The organism is Neobittarella massiliensis (ex Bilen et al. 2018) (genome assembly GCF_014269355.1).
GTDB classification, from domain to species: domain Bacteria; phylum Bacillota; class Clostridia; order Oscillospirales; family Ruminococcaceae; genus Neobittarella; species Neobittarella massiliensis.
In genome coordinates this window covers 197920-220348 of the sequence record NZ_JACOGI010000002.1, presented here as the reverse complement: position 1 = coordinate 220348, position 22429 = coordinate 197920, and the positions used below count along the sequence as shown (strand labels likewise).

The 22429-nt window shown below is 57.0% G+C and carries 25 protein-coding genes, 1 tRNA gene and 1 pseudogene; 16 read left to right on the top strand and 11 right to left on the bottom strand.

What is annotated here, in order from left to right:
* Position 1: 1 nt before the first annotated feature.
* The 4 genes from H8K20_RS10140 to H8K20_RS10125 all read right to left on the bottom strand — a co-directional run bounded on the left by H8K20_RS10140 (position 2) and on the right by H8K20_RS10125 (position 2315).
* Complete coding sequence (locus H8K20_RS10140; protein WP_105205098.1) at positions 2–505, bottom strand: GNAT family N-acetyltransferase; 504 nt, start codon at positions 503–505, stop codon at positions 2–4.
* A 280-nt stretch (positions 506–785) separates the two neighbouring features.
* Positions 786–1373: a hypothetical protein gene (locus H8K20_RS10135; RefSeq protein WP_186488342.1), complete on the bottom strand. Its 588-nt coding sequence runs from the start codon at positions 1371–1373 to the stop codon at positions 786–788.
* Positions 1366–1584: a YwbE family protein gene (locus H8K20_RS10130; protein ID WP_207721549.1), complete on the bottom strand. Its 219-nt coding sequence runs from the start codon at positions 1582–1584 to the stop codon at positions 1366–1368. Before H8K20_RS10130 ends, H8K20_RS10135 begins: the two co-directional genes overlap by 8 nt.
* Entirely contained in the window at positions 1581–2315 is a 735-nt protein-coding gene (locus H8K20_RS10125) for an NAD-dependent protein deacylase (protein WP_186488341.1), read from the bottom strand. The genes H8K20_RS10130 and H8K20_RS10125 overlap by 4 nt, the downstream gene beginning before the upstream one ends.
* A gap of 261 nt (positions 2316–2576) precedes the next feature.
* Here H8K20_RS10125 and H8K20_RS10120 point away from each other — a divergent pair, with 261 nt between their 5' ends.
* From H8K20_RS10120 to H8K20_RS10090, 8 genes are all read left to right on the top strand, one after another.
* The gene (locus H8K20_RS10120) at positions 2577–3071 is read left to right on the top strand and encodes a DNA-deoxyinosine glycosylase (RefSeq protein WP_186488340.1); all 495 of its coding nucleotides are present in this window, start codon (positions 2577–2579) and stop codon (positions 3069–3071) included.
* 1588 nt (positions 3072–4659) lie between these two features.
* Positions 4660–5337 (top strand): ATP-binding protein, encoded by a 678-nt coding sequence (locus H8K20_RS10115; protein ID WP_154866723.1) that lies wholly within the window; start codon positions 4660–4662, stop codon positions 5335–5337.
* Between the two features lie 39 nt (positions 5338–5376).
* Positions 5377–5604: a DUF6514 family protein gene (locus tag H8K20_RS10110; RefSeq protein WP_105205093.1), complete on the top strand. Its 228-nt coding sequence runs from the start codon at positions 5377–5379 to the stop codon at positions 5602–5604.
* 284 nt (positions 5605–5888) lie between these two features.
* Entirely contained in the window at positions 5889–6017 is a 129-nt protein-coding gene (locus H8K20_RS14070) for a hypothetical protein (protein ID WP_279287501.1), read from the top strand.
* Between the two features lie 207 nt (positions 6018–6224).
* On the top strand, positions 6225–6578 hold the full coding sequence (locus H8K20_RS10105) for an arsenate reductase family protein (protein ID WP_186488339.1): 354 nt from the start codon (positions 6225–6227) through the stop codon (positions 6576–6578).
* Positions 6579–6637: 59 nt separating this feature from the next.
* On the top strand, positions 6638–7501 hold the full coding sequence (locus tag H8K20_RS10100) for a glycosyltransferase family 2 protein (protein ID WP_105205091.1): 864 nt from the start codon (positions 6638–6640) through the stop codon (positions 7499–7501).
* Positions 7429–8262, top strand: coding sequence for a glycosyltransferase family 2 protein (locus tag H8K20_RS14065; protein WP_341480835.1), 834 nt, complete (start codon positions 7429–7431; stop codon positions 8260–8262). Before H8K20_RS10100 ends, H8K20_RS14065 begins: the two co-directional genes overlap by 73 nt.
* Positions 8262–9059 (top strand): glycosyltransferase family protein, encoded by a 798-nt coding sequence (locus H8K20_RS10090; RefSeq protein WP_186488337.1) that lies wholly within the window; start codon positions 8262–8264, stop codon positions 9057–9059. The genes H8K20_RS14065 and H8K20_RS10090 overlap by 1 nt, the downstream gene beginning before the upstream one ends.
* Positions 9060–9194: 135 nt before the next feature.
* On the opposite strand, the gene H8K20_RS10085 is transcribed toward H8K20_RS10090, so the two are convergent.
* The 4 genes from H8K20_RS10085 to H8K20_RS10070 form a co-directional block, all read right to left on the bottom strand.
* The gene (locus H8K20_RS10085; RefSeq protein WP_105205088.1) at positions 9195–9974 is read right to left on the bottom strand and encodes a sporulation initiation factor Spo0A C-terminal domain-containing protein; all 780 of its coding nucleotides are present in this window, start codon (positions 9972–9974) and stop codon (positions 9195–9197) included.
* A 44-nt stretch (positions 9975–10018) separates the two neighbouring features.
* Positions 10019–10327: a helix-turn-helix domain-containing protein gene (locus H8K20_RS10080; RefSeq protein ID WP_186488336.1), complete on the bottom strand. Its 309-nt coding sequence runs from the start codon at positions 10325–10327 to the stop codon at positions 10019–10021.
* 1175 nt (positions 10328–11502) lie between these two features.
* A complete protein-coding gene (locus tag H8K20_RS10075) occupies positions 11503–12075 on the bottom strand; it encodes a 6-carboxytetrahydropterin synthase (protein WP_105205085.1) in 573 nt (190 codons plus the stop codon).
* 146 nt (positions 12076–12221) lie between these two features.
* Complete coding sequence (locus tag H8K20_RS10070) at positions 12222–12599, bottom strand: Fur family transcriptional regulator (RefSeq protein ID WP_105205084.1); 378 nt, start codon at positions 12597–12599, stop codon at positions 12222–12224.
* A gap of 429 nt (positions 12600–13028) precedes the next feature.
* Between H8K20_RS10070 and H8K20_RS10065 the strand changes: the two genes are divergently transcribed.
* Complete coding sequence (locus tag H8K20_RS10065; RefSeq protein ID WP_186488335.1) at positions 13029–14114, top strand: type I restriction endonuclease; 1086 nt, start codon at positions 13029–13031, stop codon at positions 14112–14114.
* A gap of 367 nt (positions 14115–14481) precedes the next feature.
* On the opposite strand, the gene H8K20_RS10060 is transcribed toward H8K20_RS10065, so the two are convergent.
* The 3 genes from H8K20_RS10060 to H8K20_RS10050 form a co-directional block, all read right to left on the bottom strand.
* Positions 14482–14558, bottom strand: a tRNA-Met gene (locus H8K20_RS10060).
* 113 nt (positions 14559–14671) lie between these two features.
* On the bottom strand, positions 14672–14977 hold the full coding sequence (locus H8K20_RS10055; protein WP_154866695.1) for a hypothetical protein: 306 nt from the start codon (positions 14975–14977) through the stop codon (positions 14672–14674).
* A gap of 119 nt (positions 14978–15096) precedes the next feature.
* Positions 15097–15864 carry a TatD family hydrolase gene (locus H8K20_RS10050; RefSeq protein ID WP_178089811.1) on the bottom strand — a complete coding sequence of 256 codons (768 nt, stop codon included), beginning with the start codon at positions 15862–15864 and terminating at the stop codon, positions 15097–15099.
* Between the two features lie 496 nt (positions 15865–16360).
* Here H8K20_RS10050 and pyrB point away from each other — a divergent pair.
* The 7 genes and pseudogenes from pyrB to carA form a co-directional block, all read left to right on the top strand.
* Positions 16361–17281 (top strand): annotated as a pseudogene (gene pyrB, locus H8K20_RS10045) (aspartate carbamoyltransferase); the annotation flags it as partial.
* 15 nt (positions 17282–17296) lie between these two features.
* Positions 17297–17476 carry a hypothetical protein gene (locus tag H8K20_RS13870; protein ID WP_341480847.1) on the top strand — a complete coding sequence of 60 codons (180 nt, stop codon included), beginning with the start codon at positions 17297–17299 and terminating at the stop codon, positions 17474–17476.
* A gap of 41 nt (positions 17477–17517) precedes the next feature.
* Positions 17518–18693, top strand: a complete 1176-nt coding sequence (locus tag H8K20_RS10040; protein WP_186488534.1) for a dihydroorotase — start codon at positions 17518–17520, stop codon at positions 18691–18693.
* 85 nt (positions 18694–18778) lie between these two features.
* Positions 18779–19654, top strand: coding sequence for an orotidine-5'-phosphate decarboxylase (gene pyrF, locus H8K20_RS10035; RefSeq protein ID WP_154867203.1), 876 nt, complete (start codon positions 18779–18781; stop codon positions 19652–19654).
* Positions 19635–20363 carry a dihydroorotate dehydrogenase electron transfer subunit gene (locus tag H8K20_RS10030; RefSeq protein WP_186488333.1) on the top strand — a complete coding sequence of 243 codons (729 nt, stop codon included), beginning with the start codon at positions 19635–19637 and terminating at the stop codon, positions 20361–20363. The genes pyrF and H8K20_RS10030 overlap by 20 nt, the downstream gene beginning before the upstream one ends.
* The gene (locus H8K20_RS10025) at positions 20364–21284 is read left to right on the top strand and encodes a dihydroorotate dehydrogenase (protein ID WP_186488332.1); all 921 of its coding nucleotides are present in this window, start codon (positions 20364–20366) and stop codon (positions 21282–21284) included.
* A 37-nt stretch (positions 21285–21321) separates the two neighbouring features.
* The gene (gene carA, locus H8K20_RS10020; protein ID WP_186488331.1) at positions 21322–22428 is read left to right on the top strand and encodes a glutamine-hydrolyzing carbamoyl-phosphate synthase small subunit; all 1107 of its coding nucleotides are present in this window, start codon (positions 21322–21324) and stop codon (positions 22426–22428) included.
* Position 22429: the final 1 nt, after the last annotated feature.

The following is a 22429-nucleotide window of genomic DNA, read 5'->3' as shown; positions in this document are numbered from 1 at the left end:
GCTACAGCTCGAGGCGGTAGACGCAGAGCCCCTCGGGCAGGTCCTCGAAATACAGGGTATCGACCAGGGAAAAGCCGTTCTTCTCGAGTACCCGGCGGGAGCCGGTGTTGCCGGCCACCACGTGCCCCACCAGCGCCTTGGCACCCAGAAACTGCCTGGCGTAGCGGCGCATAGCGGCCAACACCTGGGTGTTGTAGCCCTTGTTCCAGTAGGGCTTGCCGCTGAAGGCGGTCATGTCGTAGGTGCAGCCATCCTGCTGGCCCTTGAGCACGAACACGCCCACGAAGGCGCCGGTGCGCTTTTCGATGAGGGCAAAGGGGTGGTTTTGGGGGGACTGCAGGTACTCGTTGACCAGCTCCTCGCTCTCGCGCAGGGTGGCGTGCACGGTAAAGCGCATGTAACGGGCGACCTCTTCGTCGCTGGCCAAGGCGTGCACGGCAAAGACATCTTGCCGGGTAAGCGGGCGCAGCTCGAGGTCGTCGGTGTAGAGAATTTCGGTCTCCATAATGGTCGTCTCCTTTTTTTTCGCAAAAAAATCCGTCTCGCCGCGGAGGCGGGACGAACTGCTTTTCTGCATAACGGGCAGCGGCAAATTGCAGCGGGGCGTATTTGCGTGCTGTCGCGCAAAACCTGATACGATTATACCCAAAGTGCGGGAAGATGGCAAGAGCACGGGACTATCATCGGCTGTTTGCCTGTTTTTACAGGGTGGAGCCGGCTGCTTTGTGACATGGTGCACAGCTGTTTTTGCAACTTGTGTTTCCATAATCATGCAGATAGATGGGTCACAGGGTGCGGATCTCTAAAAACACCAGCGAAAAATCGCCGGTGGCGCGGCGCTGCAGGTCGGACGGGGCGCCGTAGCTCCACTCGAGCAGCACCGACTGGCCGGCAGCCAGCGCGCCGCGGTAGCGGCTGCGCACCCGGCGGGCGGCGGCCTGCAGCTGCTGGACCTGGGCCGGGGTGAGGAAGTCGGCGTCGCCGTGGGACTGGGGCGGGCCCTGCTGGGGAAACACCAGCGTGACGTTGCGGCGGCCGTGGGTGACGAGGTTCCAGAGGTCTTTATCCACCGCCTCGATAACGGTACGGTGGGGGGCGACCTCGAGCGTGCCGCTTTTCAGGGCGCAGAAAAACGGGTAGTAGAGCACCAGGGGCGGCGGGGTGCGGGAGAGCTGGGCGGCGGCGAAAGCCTGCGCCTTTTCGGCGGTGACCCCCACGGCGCGGGGCAGATCGAGATCGCTGCCGCGCAGTACGGCGGTGCGCACCGTCCAGAGCAGGGCGGGATCGAGCACTGTATGGGGGCGGTACTCCTGCCAGGGAACAGCGGGCAGGCCGCAGGCGGCCAGCTCGTAAAACCCCTCGAGCTTATTCACTGGGGGCCTCCTCGACGATGACCTTGACCCGGCCCACCTGGCCGCTTTGCAGCTGCACCTTGATGCCGTGGGGGTGGGTGGCGGACCCGGTGAGGATGCGGGCCACCTGACCGCGGGTGAGGCGGCCGGTGGGCTGATCTTTTTTGAGCACCACGTCGACGGTGGCGCCGATACGGATATTTTTACGGATGTTGCCGTTTATGCCGTTCATAGCGAGATATCCTCCATGCCGAGGGCGGTGAACACATCGCCCAGGTTTTGGTGCAGCACCAAATCGGCGCGGCTGTCGGCGGCGGTGGCGCTGCGGTTTATGAGCACCAGCTGGTGGCCGCGGTAATACTGCAGCAGGCCGGCGGCGGGGTAGACGGTGAGGGAGGTGCCGCCCACCATGAGCAGGTCGGCGGCGGCGATGGCCCGCACGGCGCCGGTGACCACCTCGTCGCTGAGCGGCTCGCCGTAGAGCACGACATTGGGTTTTATGATGCCGCCGCAGGCGCAATGGGGCACGCCGGACATGGCGGCTACCTGCCGGCCGGTGTAGGATCTGCCGCACCGCTGACAGTGGTTTTGGTGGATGGAGCCGTGCAGCTCGAACACCTGTTTGCTGCCGGCTTTTTGATGCAGGCCGTCGATATTTTGGGTGACGACGGCTTTTAGTTTGCCCTGACGCTCCCACGCGGCGAGCGCGCGGTGGGGCAGCGAGGGCTGGGCAGAGAGCACCAGCATTTTTTCGCGGTAGAACTGATAGAACAGGTCGGGGTGGGCGGTAAAAAACTGGTGGCTGAGAATCTCCTCGGGCGGGTAGGGCCACTTTTGGGCGTACAGGCCGTCGGCGCTGCGAAAGTCGGGGATGCCGCTTTCGGTAGAGACGCCGGCGCCGCCGAAAAAGACCATGTTGGTGCTGTTTTGGACCATTTGTTTGAGGGTATCGATGGGCTGCATGACGAGACCTCCCGCTGGGGCGTGGGTTTTCTTTTTAGTATAGCACAAAAACCGGGGGCGGAGCGTGGTATAATGGCGACAGAGATAAAGGCGGCGGCACGACAACACGACAGCACGGCGGCGCGGCCGGGGCGATATGCAGGCAGCCGCGCGCGGCGGTGTATGGGATGCTGGGGTGTTGGGGTGTTGGGGGGGGGCAGAGAACAAGACGGCGCCGGGCGGCAGAAACCGGCTATATATGCCAGACAGGAGGGTCTAACGATGCAGGAACAGCTGGTGCGGCACACGCTGCCGCCTATTTATGACGCCGGCAGCCGGGTGCTGCTGCTGGGGAGCATGCCTTCGCCCAAGTCGCGGGAGGTGGGTTTTTACTACGGGCACCCGCAGAACCGCTTTTGGCGGGTGCTGGCGGCGCTGTTTTTAGAGCCGGCGCCGGAGGGAAATGAGGCGCGCACCGCCTTTTTGCACCGGCACGGTATAGCGCTATTTGACGTGCTGGCCAGCTGCCGCATACAGGGAGCCAGCGACACCAGCATTAAAGACCCGGTGGCCAACGACCTGACGCCTATTTTACAGACAGCGGATATCGGCGCTATTTTTTGTACCGGGGGAAAGGCGCACAGCTTGTACCGGCGCTACTGCCAGCCGGTGACCGGGCGGACGGCGCTGCTTTTACCCAGCACCAGCCCGGCCAACTGCCAGAAACGCTTTGAGGACCTGGTGGCGGCTTACGGGGCTATTCTCGCATACTTATAGGTAGACGCGGCATCTATTTACATTTAAAATTCCACACCTGGGGAACAGGTGTGGAATTTTTTGTGTGTTGGGGTGGGGGGACGCTGTTGGCCAGTAATCGCCCCGGTAGGTCTGGTAGCATGGGAAAAGAGGGGAGGTGGACCTTTTGTCATTATGGGACTGGTTAGCATGGTTAGCGGGACAGGGAAGATAGGTACAGGGAGCAACATAGGAGCCTTTTAGATTTTTATTTAGCTGATGCATTGACAGTATGAGCTATTCACAAATTAAGGAGGTGAAAAGTATGAGTTGGATTGACTGGTTAATTTGGTTAGCCGGAAAAGGATGGAAATAAGCCACGTTAATTTACAAATGAGGGTCTTCTATGGTTAAGGCCTTATCCGATATTTTATCCTTTATATCCCCTATGTGCGACAAGGTCAATACAATTGCAAGTATGCTTTAAACTACCAAGAAGGGTGGGGTACTAAGATATCCCATCCTTTTCTTTTTTATGCGTGGATTCTGGCAAAACAGGTATCAAATAACAGCGGTCGTTTCTATAAAGTGTGACTTATTGATACACGTTTGTGTATCATTCTATATTTTGAGCACCTTTTTGCGAAAAATTTTTACGCTAACGTGTCGAAAACAGAGTAAAACGCAATTCGTTATATGATACCAGCGTGATTTGTGTAGAAATCGACACTGATGTAAAGAGTGCAACGGAAAGTAATCGTCTTCCATCTTTTGGTAATTTCTATATGGAAATTCATTAAAGAAAAGGAGGACGTAAACAATGACTTTACTTGAGTGGTTGATCTGGCTAGCTGGTAGACGGTAAATTTGAATTAGAGAGGCGGTGTGTCCTCTCTATTTTCTTGTATGTGATTTCGGTGTGAACATTCCTACACATATTTCCTCTCTATCATTTATAATAGATACAGAGGAGGAGATTGTGGTGGATTATGTAAAAATACTACAAACTGTTATAGAATCAATTCTTACTTGCACCATATTCTTTGTCATGGCACGCCCAACATGCCATTTGTACTGGAAAGTTATATTTACTGCTACTTTTGCTTCTGTATACGTGTTTGGCTATGCAGTACTGTATGATTTCCCTTTAATCCCAATGATGGTCGCCATACTTGTCCTATTTTCAGTGTTAATGAACATCATTGATAGAAAACCGATACTAGATGGTAGTTATTGTGCTTCGTTATTTCTTTCTCATGTTGTCGAACGATTTGGCACTCTACTCTCAGGAATGATAACTTATTTTTTAGTAGACGTAAGTCAATATGGTCTTGAGGACGATAAACTCTATGTTATTATCGTTTGGACTATCTGCCAATTAGTTTTTACATATATAATTATCCATCTTCCTCTATTTAAAGAAACTATTCATCAGTGGCTTGGCAAAGGGTTTAATCGTTCTATAATACTTGCCAGTTGGTTATTACTTTGTATCGTCACTTTCTTCGGAACCTTATATTTTGATAGTACTCATATACAGAAACAAGCATCGTTAATACTCGGCGCAAGTACAATTGTATCATTTTTATGGCTAAGAGACGAAATCAAAAAGAGACAGGAACGGCACAAGTTGGAGGAGGCCAATCGGCAGTTATCGGCGGAGGTACATAAGTCGAAAGAGTTTTTACCCAGTATTCACAAGGTGATCCAAAAGCAGGCCGCCGGCGCAGTGCCCCGCGGCGTGCAGACCGAACTGGCACGGATGGCGCAAGAACAGGAACTGGAGACCCGCTGTGCACTGCTGGAGTACGATCCGGTATCGGCTACGGGCCTTTACTTATTGGACGAGCAGTTGGCCGATTACCGCCGTGAGGCCATTGACAAAGATGTGGACCTGTTTATTTCGGTACAGGACCCGGTGGCGCCGCTGGTGGAAAACGGCGTTATTACCCAGATACGGTTACAGCGGCTGATCGGCGATCTGATGCGCAACGCCTTTAACGCCATCGACCGACGCCCAAGCGGACCGAGAGGTCAGATCCTGCTTTTGCTGGGACTGACTGCCGACGGCTGCTATGAGATAGATATTTGTGATAACGGCGCTCCTTTCCCCGCGTGGGTGCTGGAAAACCTGGGCGTGCGGGGGACCACTACCGGTGGCACTGGCAACGGTATGGCCGATATATTTGATACGCTGGCGCTGTGCAAAGCATCGTTTACTTTGCAAAAGGAGAGCGAGGGCCAGCTATATACCAAGCACATCACCATTTCGTTTGACGGAACGGGCAGGCTTGCTATAGATCACTAACGGAAGTATACGCGTGAGGTGCAAGGAGAGATTTTTTACATGTGTAGGTACAGATTTGAGCGGCACAAATACAACCTGCCCGAGGTGGGCGACTACTACAGCTACCGTATTGGTTTTTACCCGGAGGAACCCAACGGGCCGCCGCTAAAGGTGATCGAGGATGTATCGATGGACTTTGACTTTGCACGGCGGTTGACCGACTTACTGAACCAGTGTGAGGTGCACTTATGTCACTTTATGGATATCGTGGAGGATGCGCTGCTGTGAGCGGCTCGCGCACAACGCATTAAGAAAGACCCCGACCCTACCGGTTGGCGGTCTTTTTTTAGTTTTGTTCAGGCACTTTTGTGCCAGCAGGGACCCGGGCAGGAGCGCCCCTCTATTATATAGGGGCGCTCCTGCTCTTTTTGTGCCTTTTGGGCACAGCACAGAAAAAAGTGGGGAGCGCGGGATAACAGTCCGGTTTATGGGACAGCTAAGCTGGTAAGATAGAGTCACCACAAGAGATAAAGCCGCCAAGACGGCCCGACTGAAAAAAGGAGTGCTGAGAGATGGAGTACAGAGTAAAAGGCGTGAACGGCCACATTGAAGTATACGACAACTGGGGGAACTTCCTGTTCTCGGCCGACACTTATCAGGAGGCCGAGAGCGACCTGCGCGACATGGGCCTGGCAGCCTGAGCGCCGGATATATACTGCAGACCAAGCGGCGGGGCACCGAGGTGGCGCCCCGCTTTTTTGTGTGCGGTCGGGGGACAAGATCCACTTTTTGGCTGGCAGAGGTTGTATGGCGGCGGGTATCGTGTATAATAAGATAGATGTAATATGCCCATACATAAAAGTGGCCGGGACCGGCTGTCGGACCGGCTTTTGATAAGGAGGTCACATATGTCGGCACTGTTCGTGTGTTACCCCAAATGCTCCACCTGCCAGAAGGCCAGAGCATGGCTCTGCGACCACGGCGTAGAATACCGGGAGCGCGATATCAAACTGGAAAACCCCACCGCCGAGGAACTGGCGGCGTGGCACAAGCTGAGCGGGCTGCCGCTGCGGCGCTTTTTTAACACCAGCGGAATGCTATACCGGGAGATGGGCTTAAAGGACAAGCTGCCGGATATGGACGAGGCGGCGCAGTACGCGCTGCTGGCCACCGATGGCATGCTGGTAAAGCGGCCGCTTTTAGTGACCGAGGACCGGGTGCTGGTGGGCTTTAGACCTAAAGAGTGGGAGACGCTGCTGTAGGGCGGACCCCTTAAAGAGCACCAGAAGTTGAGGGCGGGCGGCGGCCCGCCGGAGGTACTATGCAGATAGACAGAGAAAACACGGGTGGCCGCGGGAGAGAGACCCGGGTATCGGCCACCATCGTGACTTACAATAACGCCGACAAGATCTTATCGGCGGTGGGAACGCTGCTGGAACACACCCGCGGGGTGGAGCTGACGGTATACCTGTCGGACAACAACTCCACCGACAGCACGGTGCGGCTGGTGCGGCAGCACTACCCGCAGGTGGTGATCTTGCAAAACGGCGGCAACGAGGGCTTTGGCTGGGGGCACAACCAGGTGCTGGACCTGCTGCGCTCGGATTACCACGCGATCGTGAACCCGGATATCATTCTGGACTGCGACTGCATCAGCGAGCTGTGCGGGTACATGGACGCCCACCCGGACGTGGGGATGATCACCCCCAAGATCCGCAACCTGGACGGCAGCGAGCAACATCTGCCCAAATTGAGCCCCACCTTAAAATACCTGTGCGGGGGGCGGTATGAGGATGTGGCGGCGTTTTTTAAGCGCTGGCGCACCGAGTACACCATGCGCGACAAGCAGCTGACCGACCCGGTAGACATTGAGTTTTGCACCGGCTGCTTTATGCTGATACGCACCGAGTTGTTTCGGCAGATAGGCGGATTCGACTGCCGGTACTTTATGTATTTTGAGGACGTGGACCTGACCCGCGAGGTGTTGGCACAGGGACAGCGGGTACAGTTTTACCCCGGCTGCTGGGTGTACCACGAGTGGGAGCGGGCGGCGGCCCAGAGCTTTAAGTACTTGTGGATCGAGGTGGTCTCGATGTGCAAGTTTTTTGACAAGTGGGGGCGGTACCGGCGGGGCGGCAAGCCCAAAAAGCCGGCCAAGCACACACCGCCGCCACAGCGCATTTGACGGTGGCACGGGTAGCGGTGGCGATGGCCACCTACAACGGGGCCGCCTTTTTGGACCAGCAGCTGGCGAGCATTTTGACCCAGTTGCCAGAGGACGGGCAGCTGGTGATATCGGACGATGGGTCGCGCGACGGGACCTGGGAGAAGCTGAAGCTGCTGGCGGCGCAGGACAGCCGGGTGCGGCTGGTGCGGGGACCGGGCAGGGGGCTGCTGCAGAACTTTGCCCACGCGCTGGGGCGAGCTGACGGCGACATCATTTTTTTGGCCGACCAAGACGACGTGTGGCACCCGGACAAGATCGAAAAAGTGCTGGCGGCTTTTGCGCGGCCGGAGGTGCTGGCGGTGCTGCACGACGCGCGGGTGATAGACGGTACGGGCAAGGTGGTGGCGCCTTCGTACTTTGCCATACGGCAGACCGGGCCGGGCTTTTGGCACAACCTGAAGAAAAACGGGTTTATCGGCTGCTGTATGGCGGTGCGGCGGGAGCTGGTGGCGGCGGCGCTGCCGCTGCCGGCGGGCATCCCCATGCACGACAGCTACCTGGGGCTGCTGGCCACCTGTTTGGGGCAGGTGGCCTATTTGCGGTGCGCACTGTTTGACTACCGGCGGCACGGCGGCAACCAGACCGGCGAGCAGCACGGCGGGGCGGTGAAGATGATCAGCCAGCGCTTGGGGCTGTACCGGGCGGTGCGGCGGCGGGCGCGGCAGATCAAGGCGGCGGGCGGTATTGACAGCAGTGCGGCGAGAGGGGGGCGATGTTGATGGCTGGGGCGCGTATTTGCACGGTAGTGCTGGTGTACAACGTGCGCTGCCAGGACAGCGCCGCCTGCCGGGCGCTGGCGGCGATGGGCCGCCGCGATGTGCTGGTGGTGGATAACTCGACCAAAGACCTGCCAAACGGGGCGTACTGCCAAAAGCGCGGGTGGCAGTATGCGGCCATGGGCGGCAACTTTGGGCTGGCCCGGGCGTACAACCGGGCGACGGCGCTACTTTTGGATGCGTGTGACTTTATCGTGTGGCTGGATGACGACACCCAGCTGACAGAGGACTACTTTGCGGCGCTGGAGACAGCCACCCGGCGGCAGGGCGGTGTGGACATATTTTTGCCGCTGGTCCACGACGAGGCGGGGCTGTTATCGCCCAGCGCTATTCGCGGCAACAAGGTGTGGCGGGTGGCGCGGCCGGAGGACATTGGGCCGGGAGAGATCACCGGTATCAACTCGGGCATGGCGGTGCGCACGGCGCTGTACCGCGATTACCGCTATGACGAGGGGTATTTTTTGGACTATATCGACCACGCCTTTTTGCGGGATATGAAAGCCGGCGGCGCGGTGATCGCCGTTTTGGACGCGGTGTTGCAACAGCGCTTTTTTGGCAACCAGCGGGGCGATGTGGCGGCGGCGGCGCGGCGGTTCGCCATTTTTAGAAAAGACTTTGCCCGCTTTTGCGGGCGCGGGCCAGGCGGGCGGCTGTATGCAGCGTACGGCATTTTGCGGCACGGTGCGGGGCTGGTTTTAAAAAACCGGTCGCTGGGCGTGCTATTTGGCGGCAGAGACTGAACCCGGCAGCGAAGGTATAGATGGCCACGGGTCCACACCGGTGCGGTCCGGGACGGCGGTATTTCCGGACGAGACAGCAAGATAAAAAGCGGCGGCCCGCACGGGGCTGCCGCTTTATTTTTGTTGCCGCACAGGCTATCTCTCGAGCAGGGCGAACAGGAACTCCTTTACAGTGGGACGGCCGGTATTGATGTTGACGGCGTAGGGATAGTACTTCTCTAAGATATCGATGTCGGTGGTCTTCCAGGCGGAGTCGATTGCGGTGCGGATGGCCTTTTCGATATTCTGGTCGCGGGTGTTGTGGCGCCGGGCGATGATGGGAAACACTTTGCCGGACAGATCGGTATTGGTGCCATCCATCTCGCGCATGAGGCCGACCGCCTCGATGATGTACTTGTGCCCCTTGAGGTTGGAAGTGATACCGATCTTACCCAACATGAGCGCCAGATCGCGCTGCTCGCGGTTGGCGGCGGGCAGGCGCACCTCGATATGCGGAGCAGTGACCGGAGCGGCGACGACACCTTTCTTGAAATATTTGGAGGCGCGGTCAATAAAGCCGATGACCTGAGCCGGGCTGTAGTCGAGCAGACTTTTGGTGAACACGAAACCGGCACCGTGCTCGCGGGCCATTTGCAGCGTGGGCTTGGACAGTGTATTGGTGGTGACCACCACGTAGGGGCGATCGATGACCGGCAGATCGTCGAGCTGATACAGATAGTCGATACCGTTACCTTCGTTTAGCTCCAGATCGAGGATGACCACGTCGGGATCGAGCTCGCGGGTGAGTTCCATCGCGTGGCGGGCGCTGTCGGTGGTGGCCATCAGCTCCATGCGCTCACAGAGATCGATACAGTGCGCGAAGTTGTCGCACTCCTCTTGCTCATCTTCTACCAGCAGTATCTTTATCACGTCCATATTGCCTCCTCATTGCTGCACGATCCGTTGGGGCGGGCCAGCGGTCACCGCTGACCGGCCACCTGTAAAAACTCTATCAGGGCCTGGCGGGCGGGCTCGGGCAACTGGTGCACCAGCCGCAGCAGGGTGATATCCTGCTCGCTGACACGGTACGCGAGCTCGCTTGCGCCTATGAGATAGTCGACCGAGACATCGAAATACGCCGCCAGCTTAAGCAGCGTGGAGATGTCGGGCTCGTACTTGAGATTCTCGTAATTGGCCACGCTCTGGGCGCTGACGCCCAGGTGGTCGGCCAACACCTGCTGCGAGATGTGCCGCTGCTTGCGCAGGCGTTTGAGCCGGGATAAATTCATGTGGTCTGCCTCCTCTTCCGCTGCCTGAACGGGCCGGCAGAAAAAGTATCGGTAACGGCCAGTACACCTATTTTGCAAAAAGCCACCTTTTGCGAACACCGCTGAGAACCGTACAGGTGTATGGATCCAAATGCATATCGATAACGACACCAATATACAATTATTACCATTTATGTATTTCTTTACCGGTTTACTTTTGTCACTAATATAACAATTTTTACTGGTTTTGTCTATCAGCAGTGCTGTTATTTCTCTTTTTCCGATAATTATCATCAAGTTATTGGGTAATTTTGAACAGAAAATTTTCACGGTAGGTATATATGTACACAAAACAAAAACCGCTCTTTTATTCCTGCTGGCGGGTTTTGCAGCGGGGCCAACGGGTGGAGGTGCGGCGGGTGCACACTGTTTTTTGGAGCCGCTGCGGGGCAGCGGGCAGCAGCGGACGACAGTAACCGGACACCGGGCAGAGGTTGACGGGATTTGGGCAGGGGAGAGCGCATCGAGCACACAGCGCCTCAAAAGAGCTACTAAAAATACCGGGGAGAGTCCCCACCAGGAGAGACACTGAAGTTGCGGAACAACGGGGCGGGGAGGATGGTCGGAACGGGGCAGCGGCGGCGCCCGGCTGCTCTGGATGGTATGAGATAGGGTGGGGCGCAGGTGGGGGTGGGGGCAAGTTGGAAGTATATTTTGCCGTTGGGGATGGGGCGTGCTGGGCCTGGGAGAAGCGGACAAGCAGGGCCGTGACCGGGTGCAGGCAGGCGGTGGGGTTGGACTGGGGCCGGGCCGCGATCGGGTTGTGATCGGGCTGTGGCTGGTCTGTAGCTGGGCAGTGGGTGGGTTACACGCGGGCTACGGGCGGCTGTGATCGGGCTGTGGCTGGGCGGTGGTCGGGTGGCGGCTGGACGGTGGTAGCAAAAGGGGCGGCCGGGCAACCTGACGGGGCGACACACTTTTTCGGGATGGGGCTTGTGGGGACACTATGCTTTTTTCATTTTTACATGGGGAAAGTAAAAAACACCCCCATCCAGAGGATGGGGGTGCGGGCAGCTATTGAATAGATGATAGGCAGGCGCTGGGGCGCTATAGCAGGGCGCCGGCAGACACAGCTATGGGCTATGTATGCCGTTCGGACGCCTGGGAGCCTATCGGCGGGTAGTGGATGGTGTTATCTACGCCTGCGGTTTTTTATAGCCACATTTGGGGCAGACGCCGTTTTCGTTGAGTGCGATCCCGCACAGCGGGCAGCGATCGATGACCTTGTTGGGGCTAAACTCCTCCGAGGCGGCGTTGACACCACTGGTAAAGGTGATCTTGGCGATGTTCAGCTTGTCTTTGAGCAGATCGTAGACGATCTTGATCATGCCCTCGACGGTCATCGTCTCTTTCGTGACCACCAGGCGGCAGTCCGGGTAGGCTGTGGCCAGCTCGGTCTTAAAGGCGGGACCTTTCATCTGGTTGTTGGGCGCGCCGTTGCGGATACCCTGTTTCTCGTAGACATCGAGGATGGCGGGCAGCAGCGGATCATCTTGGCGCAGGATCAGTGCGTGGTCGAAGTTCTTCAGCACTCCCCAGGCTGTCTTTTGGATCTCGTTACAGGGAAAGACCATATTTACGCCGGGCTCGACGGTGTCCTCGACCTCGATGGTCAAGACACCGGTGTGACCGTGCAGGTACTGTGCCTCACCTTTAAAACCATAAAACCGATGTGCGTACTGTAGATCTAACGTGGTGATACTTCTCATTTTGACATCTCCCTGAATGTATATTTACGGGATCATGCACCCGTATGCGCACTGTTTATTGGGGCTCTGGGGCCCAATGGGCCTTGGATTGGACTTGGGCGGGAACGCGGGTAGGGATATGGAGCGGATACGTGGGCAGAGCAAAGCTATTTTTGACACTGCGGACAGATACCTTTGAACATGAGGTCGTGCCCGCTAAACTGAAAGCCATGGGTGTCGCGTATCGCTTTTTGCAGATCCTCGATGTAGTCCATATCGACATCGAATACCCGGCCGCACTGCGTGCACCTGACGTGGTAGTGGTCGTGACAGCGGTGGTCGAACCGGTCGGCCGCGTCTGGGACCTCGATCTTGCGGATCTCCCCGCTCTGGGAAAGCTGATTGAGGTTGCGATATACAGTTGCTTTGCTGATGTTGGGGTGCTCGCCGACGACCGCCTGATAGACCTCTTCGGCGGTGGCGTGACACTTTAGTTTGTTTACTGCCTCGAGCACCAGCGCGCGCTGGATCGTATTGCGTCTCATCGTCACAAAAATCCCTCTAATGATATTTATTCTCAACTAGCATATTATCACATTCAATAACACATATCAATAGCAAAATGCAAATATTTCCTGTTTTTGTGGAACTGATGGGATAGAGCGGGGCGTAGATCGGGGGATGACGGTAGATATAACGGATTATACGGACAAAAACTTCATGCAGATGCGACCAGTACAGGACTTTCTGATACATCTACCCCACACATTTTACATTTTGTTTCTCAAAGGAGATTTAGATTGCAAAAAATTTTTACCAATGTCTGTCTTGGACACTATGTTGTTTTAAAAACACAAAATAATATACATAGTTTATTGATATTTTGTGTTGGATTATGTATATATTAGTGATACAATTAAGCAGGAGTTAGCCATCGCGTAGAATAAAAGCAATTAATGTGGGAGTTGTATGATATGGATTTTATTGATCAGTTAAAGCAATTTGGTAAACGTGTGGAAAGCATGGCAGACAGTATTCAAACCGAAGAGGCTACAAAGACTTCTATTATCATGCCGTTTTTTAGCCTACTCGGATATGATGTTTTTAATCCTTATGAGTTTGTTCCTGAATATACTGCAGACGTGGGGATCAAAAAAGGGGAAAAAGTGGATTATGCCATTATGCGAGATGGCACCCCAGCCATTCTTATTGAAGCAAAGTGGGTAGGAGAAAATCTAAATAACCATGATTCGCAACTGTTTCGCTATTTTGGGACAACACATGCTAAATTTGCCATCTTGACTAATGGCATTATCTACAAGTTCTTTACAGATCTAGATGAGCCGAATAAGATGGACACTACCCCGTTTTTAGAAGTCAATATCCAAAATATTAAAGAGAGTCAAATTCCAGAGCTTAAAAAATTTTGTAAACCCAATTTTGATATTGATGAAATATTTAATGCTGCATCGGAATTAAAATATTCAAATGAGTTTAGACGCATGTTGGCATCAGAGCTCCAGAGTCCATCTGATGATTTTGTGCGTTTCTTCTTAGTTTCTTCCTACCCCGGCAGGATGACTCAACAAACCTTGGAGAAATTTAGACCCATCGTAAAAAAATCCTTAAATAATTATATCAGCGAACTGATGAATGATAAGATCAAAGCGGCACTGAGTGCGGAAAAAGAAGATGCTGAAGTTGCTCACGGAGATCTTTCGGAAAATGGGACCCCAAATGCTGACACAGCTGAGGAAAGAGAGCACAGAGTAATTACAACAAATGAGGAGTTAGAGGCATATTTTCTAATTAAGACTATTCTTAAGGAAGTGGTACCAGTAGAAGACATCACTTATAAGGATACTGAGCGATATATGAATGTCTTATATAAGGACAATACGAGGAACTGGGTGTGCCGTCTAATTTTAACGGAAAACCGTAAATACATACTGATACCGGACGAAAACAAAAAACCGGTCAGAACTGATCTGGAGTCTATATACGATATAGAGAAGTATAGGGAAGATCTTTTAATAGCGCTAAAGAGATATACAGAATAGCATTTTGATATAGCCTGTCATGTATTATATCTACCGGAAGGCTATTTAAAGTAGTATAAAAATAGTTTGTTCGGCATCAAACTCGCCGTGAGACCATTCCTTTAGGGCCAAGATCCTCTAAGGTTCTGATGCAAAAACGCATTATTGGTGTCACTGTATGGGACGACGCTATAGAGATACACTCGGTCGCTTGATTTGGCCCTCGACGCCGATATCCCAGGGTATGGGCAAAAAATCACGCTCTCATCAGGTGATGAGAGCGTGATTACGTTTGGTTGCGGGGGCCCGTATTGGGCCGTGTTTACAGATGGAGAAAATCGACACAAAAAATTACACTCCCATCAAATGATGAGAGTGTAACCGCAGCTGGTTGCGGGGGCCAGATTTGAACTGACGACCTTCGGGTTATGAGCCCGACGAGCTACCGGACTGCTCCACCCCGCGATATAGGCACCCTGTTCTGGGGTGCTCTATTAGTATAGCGATATAGCGCTGTGTTGTCAATACCCTGAGAGGATATTGCGCAAAAAACTTTTTGACCGGATGTGACCTGTTTTTTACAGCAGGTCTTCTCCCTCGTCATCGGCGGCAACATCTTCGCCGACAGCCGGAGCATCTTCTTCCTCGGCCTCGTCGTCGCCGGCGGCGGCACAGCAGTCGTCGCAGCAGCAGGTGGCGCAGTCGTCCTCGTCATACTCGTCCTCGTCGCCGAACTCTTCGGTGTAGGCGTCGAGGTACTCGCAGCCGTCGGTGCCATCGCAGCACACCAGGCAGTGTTTTTTGAAGAAGTTATATGCGAGGTAGATGACGCCGGCGGCAGATGCCAGTACTGCCAGCACCGAGATAAATTTTCCCAGCTTCATAATAATATCCCCCTATATTTCTATAGTTTCAGTATCTGTAGATTTCATTATAATATGTGGCGCACAAAAAAACAATAGCGGGTTGTGTCTGATTTGTGAATTTGTACCGACGGCCGGCCCTATTCGGGGATATGGTAGGCCCTACACGCATTTTGATAGGTGATGTCGCAGAGCTCCTGGCAGGAAATTTTTTTGATGTCGGCGATGACCTCGACCACCTCGGGCAGCATGGAAGAGTCGCATCGGCGCTGTCCCTGTGCGTACGGAGTGGCGTAGGGGGCGTCGGTCTCGAGCAGGATGCGCTCGAGCGGGGTGTGCTCGATGGCTTTTAGCGGCATGTCGCGGTACTGGGGGTGGGTGATGTCGCCGCCAAAGCTGACGTACATGCCCAGATCCAGCACCCGGCGCAGGCCGTCCAGGTCGCCGGAAAAGCGGTGCACTACCCCGGGCAGACGATAGCGCTCGAGCACCTGATAGGTGTCCTGATGGGCGTCGCGGTCATGGATGATGACCGGCAGGCCCAGCTCGCGCGCCAGTTCCATCTGCTCGCAGAAGATGCGCATCTGCAGGTCTTTGGGGTCGTCCCAGAAATAGTCGAGCCCGATCTCGCCGATGGCCACCACTTTGGGATCTTGTGCGGCGCGGCGCAGGCCGTCGAGATAATCGGCCGGGGTCTCGGGCGTCCAGTGGGGGTGCACCCCCACCGAGGCCCAGACAAAGTCGTACCGGCGGGCGATCTCGAGCACCCGGGGGACCACGCCCATATCGGAGCAGCAGTTGAGCACCCGGCTGACGCCTTGCCGCTGCAGCCCGTCGAGCACCGGCCAGCAGTCCTCGCCGAAAATGGCATCTTCGTAATGGGCGTGGGAGTCGAAAATATTGCGCACAGAAATACCCCTTTCTGCCGGCAGGCGGCAGCTGCCAGACACCGGCGCGCCACCTGCCTATTTTACGGCGCCGGGGCACAGGATATCCACTGCGGCGCCGATGGTGCGAAAAGAAAATACAAATTCACTATACACCAAATCCACCCCAGCCACAAGGGGCCGTACCGCCGGCGGGCGCCTGCCTGTAGCTTTTCACAAAAAAACGGCCCTGCCAGGCGGTATTTTCCATTGTTGCGGCGGGGAAAAGAGATTGCAAAACGGCTCGAAAACTGCTAGAATAACTCTAACAACTGGATAGGTGGTATTTTGCGAAAAATACGCGGGAGGGAGGAAAAGCGAGGAAAACTTGATTCTTTCTTCCTTTTATTTTGCCCAAACGCGCCGCACTGCCGCCGCCACATACGAGACGACCCACTACTTGCCGCACTGTATACACGCCTGTGATACAGTGCCGTTTTATGAGTAGCCGCAACTGCCAAAAGGGGGATACGCCATTATGCTAGCAGGCCGCAATCTGCTCTCGCCTTCGGACTTTACGGCAGAAGAGCTCGACGAGCTTTTCGCCTTGGCCGACGACATCATCGACCGCCCGGATCAGTACCGAGATATCTGCCGTGGAAAATTACTGGCCACACTGTTTTTTGAGCCCAGCACCAGAACCAGACTCAGCTTTGAAGCTGCCATGCACCGTTTGGGTGGCAGCGTATTTGGGTTTTCTGATGCGGGCTCTTCTTCTGCCACCAAGGGGGAGACGGTGGAGGACACCATCCGCATGATCAGCTGTTACGCCGACGTGGCGGTGATGCGCCACCACATTGAGGGCGCGCCCCAGGCGGCGGCGCTGTACACGGCCATCCCGCTGATAAACGCCGGCGACGGCGGCCACCAACACCCCACCCAGACACTGACCGACCTGTACACCATCCGCACCGCTAAGGGCCGTCTGCACGACCTGACCATCGGCCTGTGCGGCGACTTAAAGTTCGGGCGCACCGTCCACTCGCTCATCGAGGCCATGGGCCGGTACACGGGCATCACCTTTTACTGCATCTCGCCCCGGGAGCTGGTGCTGCCCGACTACGTGATAAGTCAGATGGACAAAAACCCCAACATCACCTACACCCAGGTAGAGCGCATGGAGGACTGTCTGGACAAGCTGGATGTGCTGTACATGACCCGGGTGCAGGGGGAGCGGTTTGCCGATAAAGACGAGTACCTGCGGCTGCGGGACTGCTATATTTTAGACCCCGCCAAGATGGCTTTGGCCAAAGAGGATACCATCGTGCTGCACCCGCTGCCGCGGGTGAACGAGATAACCCCCGAGATAGACGCCGACGCGCGCGCCTACTACTTTACCCAGGCCCAGTACGGCATGTATGTGCGCATGGCGCTGCTGGTAAAGCTGCTGGGGGCCGAGGACCCCGACAGCCAGGTGGGCGGCGCCAAGTGGCACCGGCGGCCCCACGCCCAGCTGGTGCAGTCGGAAAACCCCGACCACACCTGCCCTAACCCCAAGTGCATAACCAACGCCGAGCCGGGGCTGCCCCGCCGCTTTGAAAAGTTGGGCAGCGGCTGGCGCTGCCGCTACTGCGACAGCCAGCTGGGCAGATGACCGGCGCCGCTTTTGACCGGGAGGGAGAGACTATGGCTGACCTGCTGATAAAAAATGCCCAGCTCGTCGACTGCGACGGCAGAGAGCGGGGGGACCTGCTGATAAGAGACGGCAAGATCGCCGCGGTGGGGGGAGAGATCGCCGCCGACTGCGCGGTGCTGGACGCCCAGGGCATGACGGTGATGCCGGCCTTCATCGACATGCACGCCCATTTTCGCGACCCGGGTTACACCTATAAAGAAGATATCGCCACCGGCAGCGCGGCGGCCGCGGCCGGCGGCTACTGCGCGGTGAACTTAATGGCCAACACCGACCCGGTGTGCTCGCACATGGACGTGGTGGAAGAGGTGCTGCAAAAGGCCGAAGACTGCGGGCTGGTGCAGGTGCACCAGTGTGTGTCGGTGACCGAGAACTTTGACGGCGAGACTACCAGCCACCTACAGGAGCTGGACGGGCGGGTAAAGCTGCTCAGCGAGGACGGCAAAGGCGTGATGAAAAACGCGGTGATGGAAAGGGCCATGCGCTTTGCCGCCAGCCGCCATATGGCGGTGCTCTCCCACGCCGAGGACATGGATATCTCGCCGTATGACTACCGTTTGGCCGAGAACATCGCCACCGCCCAGCACATCGTGCTGGCCCAGCACACCGGCTGCCATCTGCACCTGTGCCACGTGAGCACCAAAGAGGCCATCCGCTATATCATTGCCGCCAAAAAGGCGGGGGTGGATATCACCTGCGAGGTGGCGCCGCATCACATCTGGTTTGCCGACGGCGGTTACCGGGTAAACCCGCCCATCCGCCAACAGGAGGATGTGGATGCGCTGATCGGCGCCATAGAGGACGGCTGGGTGGACATGATCGCCACCGACCACGCCCCCCACACAGACGACGACAAGCAAAAAGGCGCCCCGGGCATGGTGGGGCTGGAGACCGCCTTTGCGGTGTGCCACACCAAGCTGTGCGTGCAAAACAAGCTGCCGCTGGAACGGCTCAGCGCGCTGTTGAGCCGCGGCCCGGCCGAGCTGCTGGGGTACGACAAGGGGAGACTGCGGCCGGGCTTTGACGGCGACGTGGTGCTGGTTGACACCGATAAAAACTGGGTGGTAGACCCGGCGGCGCTGCACTCGAAAAGCCACAACACCCCGTTTGCCGGGGTAGAGCTGACCGGCCAGGTGCTGGCCACAGTGCGGGGCGGCCGGGTGACCTACCGCCGTTAAAAAATCATAAAAACTGCCGTTTCGGCAGAGAGGATAGAGGTTCGGGCGGCGCCCGCGACAGAAAGGACGTATTACCATGAGCAAAATGATCGTTGACCGGCTGTACCAGTCTGTAGCTGAAAAGGGCCCCATCTGCGTGGGCCTGGACACCGACATCTCGTACGTGCCCCAGTGGCTGCGGGACGAGTGCGAAAACGACGGCGAGGCGGTGCTCGCTTTCAATAAACAGATCATCGACGCCTGCTGCGACGTGGCCGGCTGCTTTAAGGTGCAGATCGCCTATTACGAGTCGCTGGGGCTGCAGGGGCTGCAGGCCTACCGCGACACGCTGGCCTACCTGCGCCAGAAGGGTCAGATCGTCATCGCCGACATCAAGCGCGGCGACATCGCCAAGACCGCCGAGATGTACGCCAAGGGCCACTTCACCGGTGACTTTGAGGCCGACCTGGTGACCCTGAGCCCGTTTATGGGGCTGGACAGTATCACCCCCTACCTGCCCTACATCAAAGAGCAGGAAAAAGGCGTGTTCGTGCTGGTGCGCACCTCCAACCCCGGCCGAGAGGACTTTCAGTACATCCGCTCCGAGAGCGGCGAGACCATCTACGACATCGTGGGCCGCCGGCTGCAGGACGAGATCGGCGTGGACTGCATGGGCCAGTGCGGGTACTCCAGCGTGGGCGCGGTCATCGGCGGCACCTCCTCGCTAGAGGCCGAGACCATCCGCAAAAAACTCGACAAGACCTTCTTCCTCATCCCCGGGTACGGCGCCCAGGGCGGCAAGGCAGAGGATATCGCCCGCTACCTAAAAGGCCGCAACGGCGGGGTGGTCAACTCCTCCCGCGCGGTGCTGCTGGCCTACAAAAAGGCCGGCGACGAGCGCGATTTCGCCACCGCCGCCAGAAATGAGGTCATCAAAGCCAGAGAGGAGATCTTAAGTGCCTGTGCAGAGTACGAGAAATAAGATACTGGAAAACACCCAGGTGACCGACACCGTGTACCGCATGGTGGTAGAGACCGGCACCCGCCCGGAGCCGGGCCAGTTTTACATGCTCAAGGGCTGGGGCGACGAGGGCCCGCTGCTGGCCAGGCCCATCAGTGTGTGCGACGCCGACGGGCACACGGTGACCTTTTTGTACGAGGTACGCGGCAAAGGCACCCGCCTGCTCTCGAAGCTGCGCGCCGGTGAGCAGCTGGAACTGACCGGCCCGGCGGGCCACGGCTTTGCCATCGAGAAAGTTCGCGGCAAGGTGGCGGTGGTGACCGGGGGCATCGGTTTTGCGCCCATGGTGTACGTAGCCAAGAGCTTAAAAGATTGCCAGGTGGACTTTTTCGCCGGTTTTCGCGACGCCAGCTACCAGCTGGAGCTGGTGAGGCCCTATGTACAGCGGATAGCAGTGGCCACCGACAGCGGCGCCGAGGGGAAGAAGGGCTTTGTGACCGACCTGTTTGACCCGGCCGACTACGACTTTGTGCTGACCTGCGGGCCCCAGGTGATGATGGAGAAGCTGGCGAAGGCCTGTATGGCCTGCGGCACCACCTGCTACGTGTCGCTGGAGCGGCACATGGCCTGCGGGGTGGGGGCCTGTTTGGGTTGCACCTGCCAGACCACCGCCGGGGCCAAGTGCGTGTGCAAAGACGGCCCGGTATTTTTGGCCCAGGAGGTGTTTTAGATGCTAGTTACCGAACTGTGCGGCGTGACATTAAAAAACCCGGTCATTGCCGCCTCGGGCACCTTTGGCTTTGGCAAGGAGTACGCCGAGATCTTTGACATCTCGCGCCTGGGGGGCATCTCCTCTAAAGGGCTGACCTTGGAGCCCCGCTTTGGCAACACCGGCGAGCGGGTGTACGAGACCGCCAGCGGCCTCATCAACTCCATCGGCCTGCAAAACCCCGGCGTAGAGGCCTTTATAAAAGAGGACCTGCCCTTTATGCAAAAGAGCGGGGCGGCGGTCATCGTAAACCTGGGCGGCCACGACCTGGACAGCTATTTAAAGGGTGTGGAGCTGCTGGACAGCCAGGACTTTGACCTGTTGGAGCTCAACATCTCCTGTCCCAACGTAAAGGCGGGCGGTATGGCTTTTGGCATGGAGCCGGCCACCGCCGGCCACGTGGTAAAAGAAGTGCGCGCCCGCTGCCACAAACCGCTGATGGTAAAGCTGTCGCCCAACGCGCCAGACCTGGTGGGGGTGGCGCTCTCCTGCCAGCAGGCGGGGGCCGACTGTCTGTCGCTGGTAAACACCTTTCAGGGCATGGCCATCGACATCTACCGCCAAAAGCCGGTATTCGACAACGTGTTCGCCGGCTTTTCGGGGCCGGCCATCCTGCCCATCGCGCTGCGCATGGTGTACCAGGTGTGCGCCGCAGTAGAGATACCGGTGGTGGGCCTGGGCGGTATTTCCAGCGCCGAGGACGCCATCGCCTTTATGATGGCCGGTGCCCGGGCGGTACAGGTGGGCACTGCCACCTTTGCCCGCCCCACCGCCATGCTGGATATCATAGACGGGATGGAGGACTTCTGCAAGCAGCAGAAGCTGGCCCACATCGGCGACATCGTGGGCGCCGCCAACCCCGGCTTTCGGGGCCGCAGATGACCGACACAACACCTGCTTTGAGAGGGAGGTTTCTAGTTTGAGCGAACAGAAAAAAGCCTGGCTGCTCTTGGCCGACGGCACACTGCTGGAGGGGTATTCCTTTGGCGCTGCCGGCGAGAGCTTTGGCGAGGTGGTATTTAACACCGGCATGACCGGCTACCAGGAGGTGCTGACCGACCCGTCCTACTACGGGCAGATCGTGGTGCAGACCTACCCCATCATCGGCAACTACGGCATCAACACCGACGACATGGAATCCCAGAAGAGCTGGGTACAGGGCTACGTGGTGAGCGAGTGGTGCAAGTACCCCTCCAACTTTAGGGTGGCCATGACCATCGACGAGTTCCTCAAAAAAGAGGGCATCGTCTCGATCTGCGGGATCGCCACCCGCACCCTGACCAAAAAACTGCGGGAGGCCGGGGTGATGAACGGTGTGGTGACCACCGAGTACCGCGAGGACAGAAGGGAGGAGCTGCTGGAAAAATTGCGGCAGTTCTCTATCGTCGACGCGGTGAAGGCGGTCTCCTGCACCGAGGTACAGAAGATGGGCGCCGCCGAGGAGGGCGACAAGGCCTACCGGGTGGTGCTGATGGACTTCGGCTACAAGCGCAACATCCTGCGCTCGTTGCAGAGCCGCGGCTGCCAGGTGACGGTAGTGCCCGGCCACACCAGCGCCGAGGACATTTTGGCGCTGTCGCCCGACGGCATCATGCTCTCTAACGGGCCGGGCGACCCGGCGGAGAACACCGCCATCATCGCCGAGATCGCCAAGCTGCTGCACAGCGGGGTGCCGGTATTCGGCATCTGCCTGGGGCACCAGCTGACGGCGCTGGCCACCGGGGCCAAGACCATCAAGTTAAAATACGGCCATCGCGGCGCCAACCAGCCGGTAAAAGATCTGGATCACGACCGCACCTACATCACCTCGCAAAACCACGGCTACGCGGTGGACGGCGGCACGGTGGACGAGAGCGTGGGATATGTGAGCCACGTGAACGCCAACGACGGCACGGTGGAGGGCATTCGCTACCGCAAGTATAACTGCTTTACGGTGCAGTTTCACCCTGAGGCCAGCGCCGGGCCCAAAGACACGGCGTACCTGTTTGACGAGTTTATCGACCTGATGAAAAAAGGGGGCAAATAGG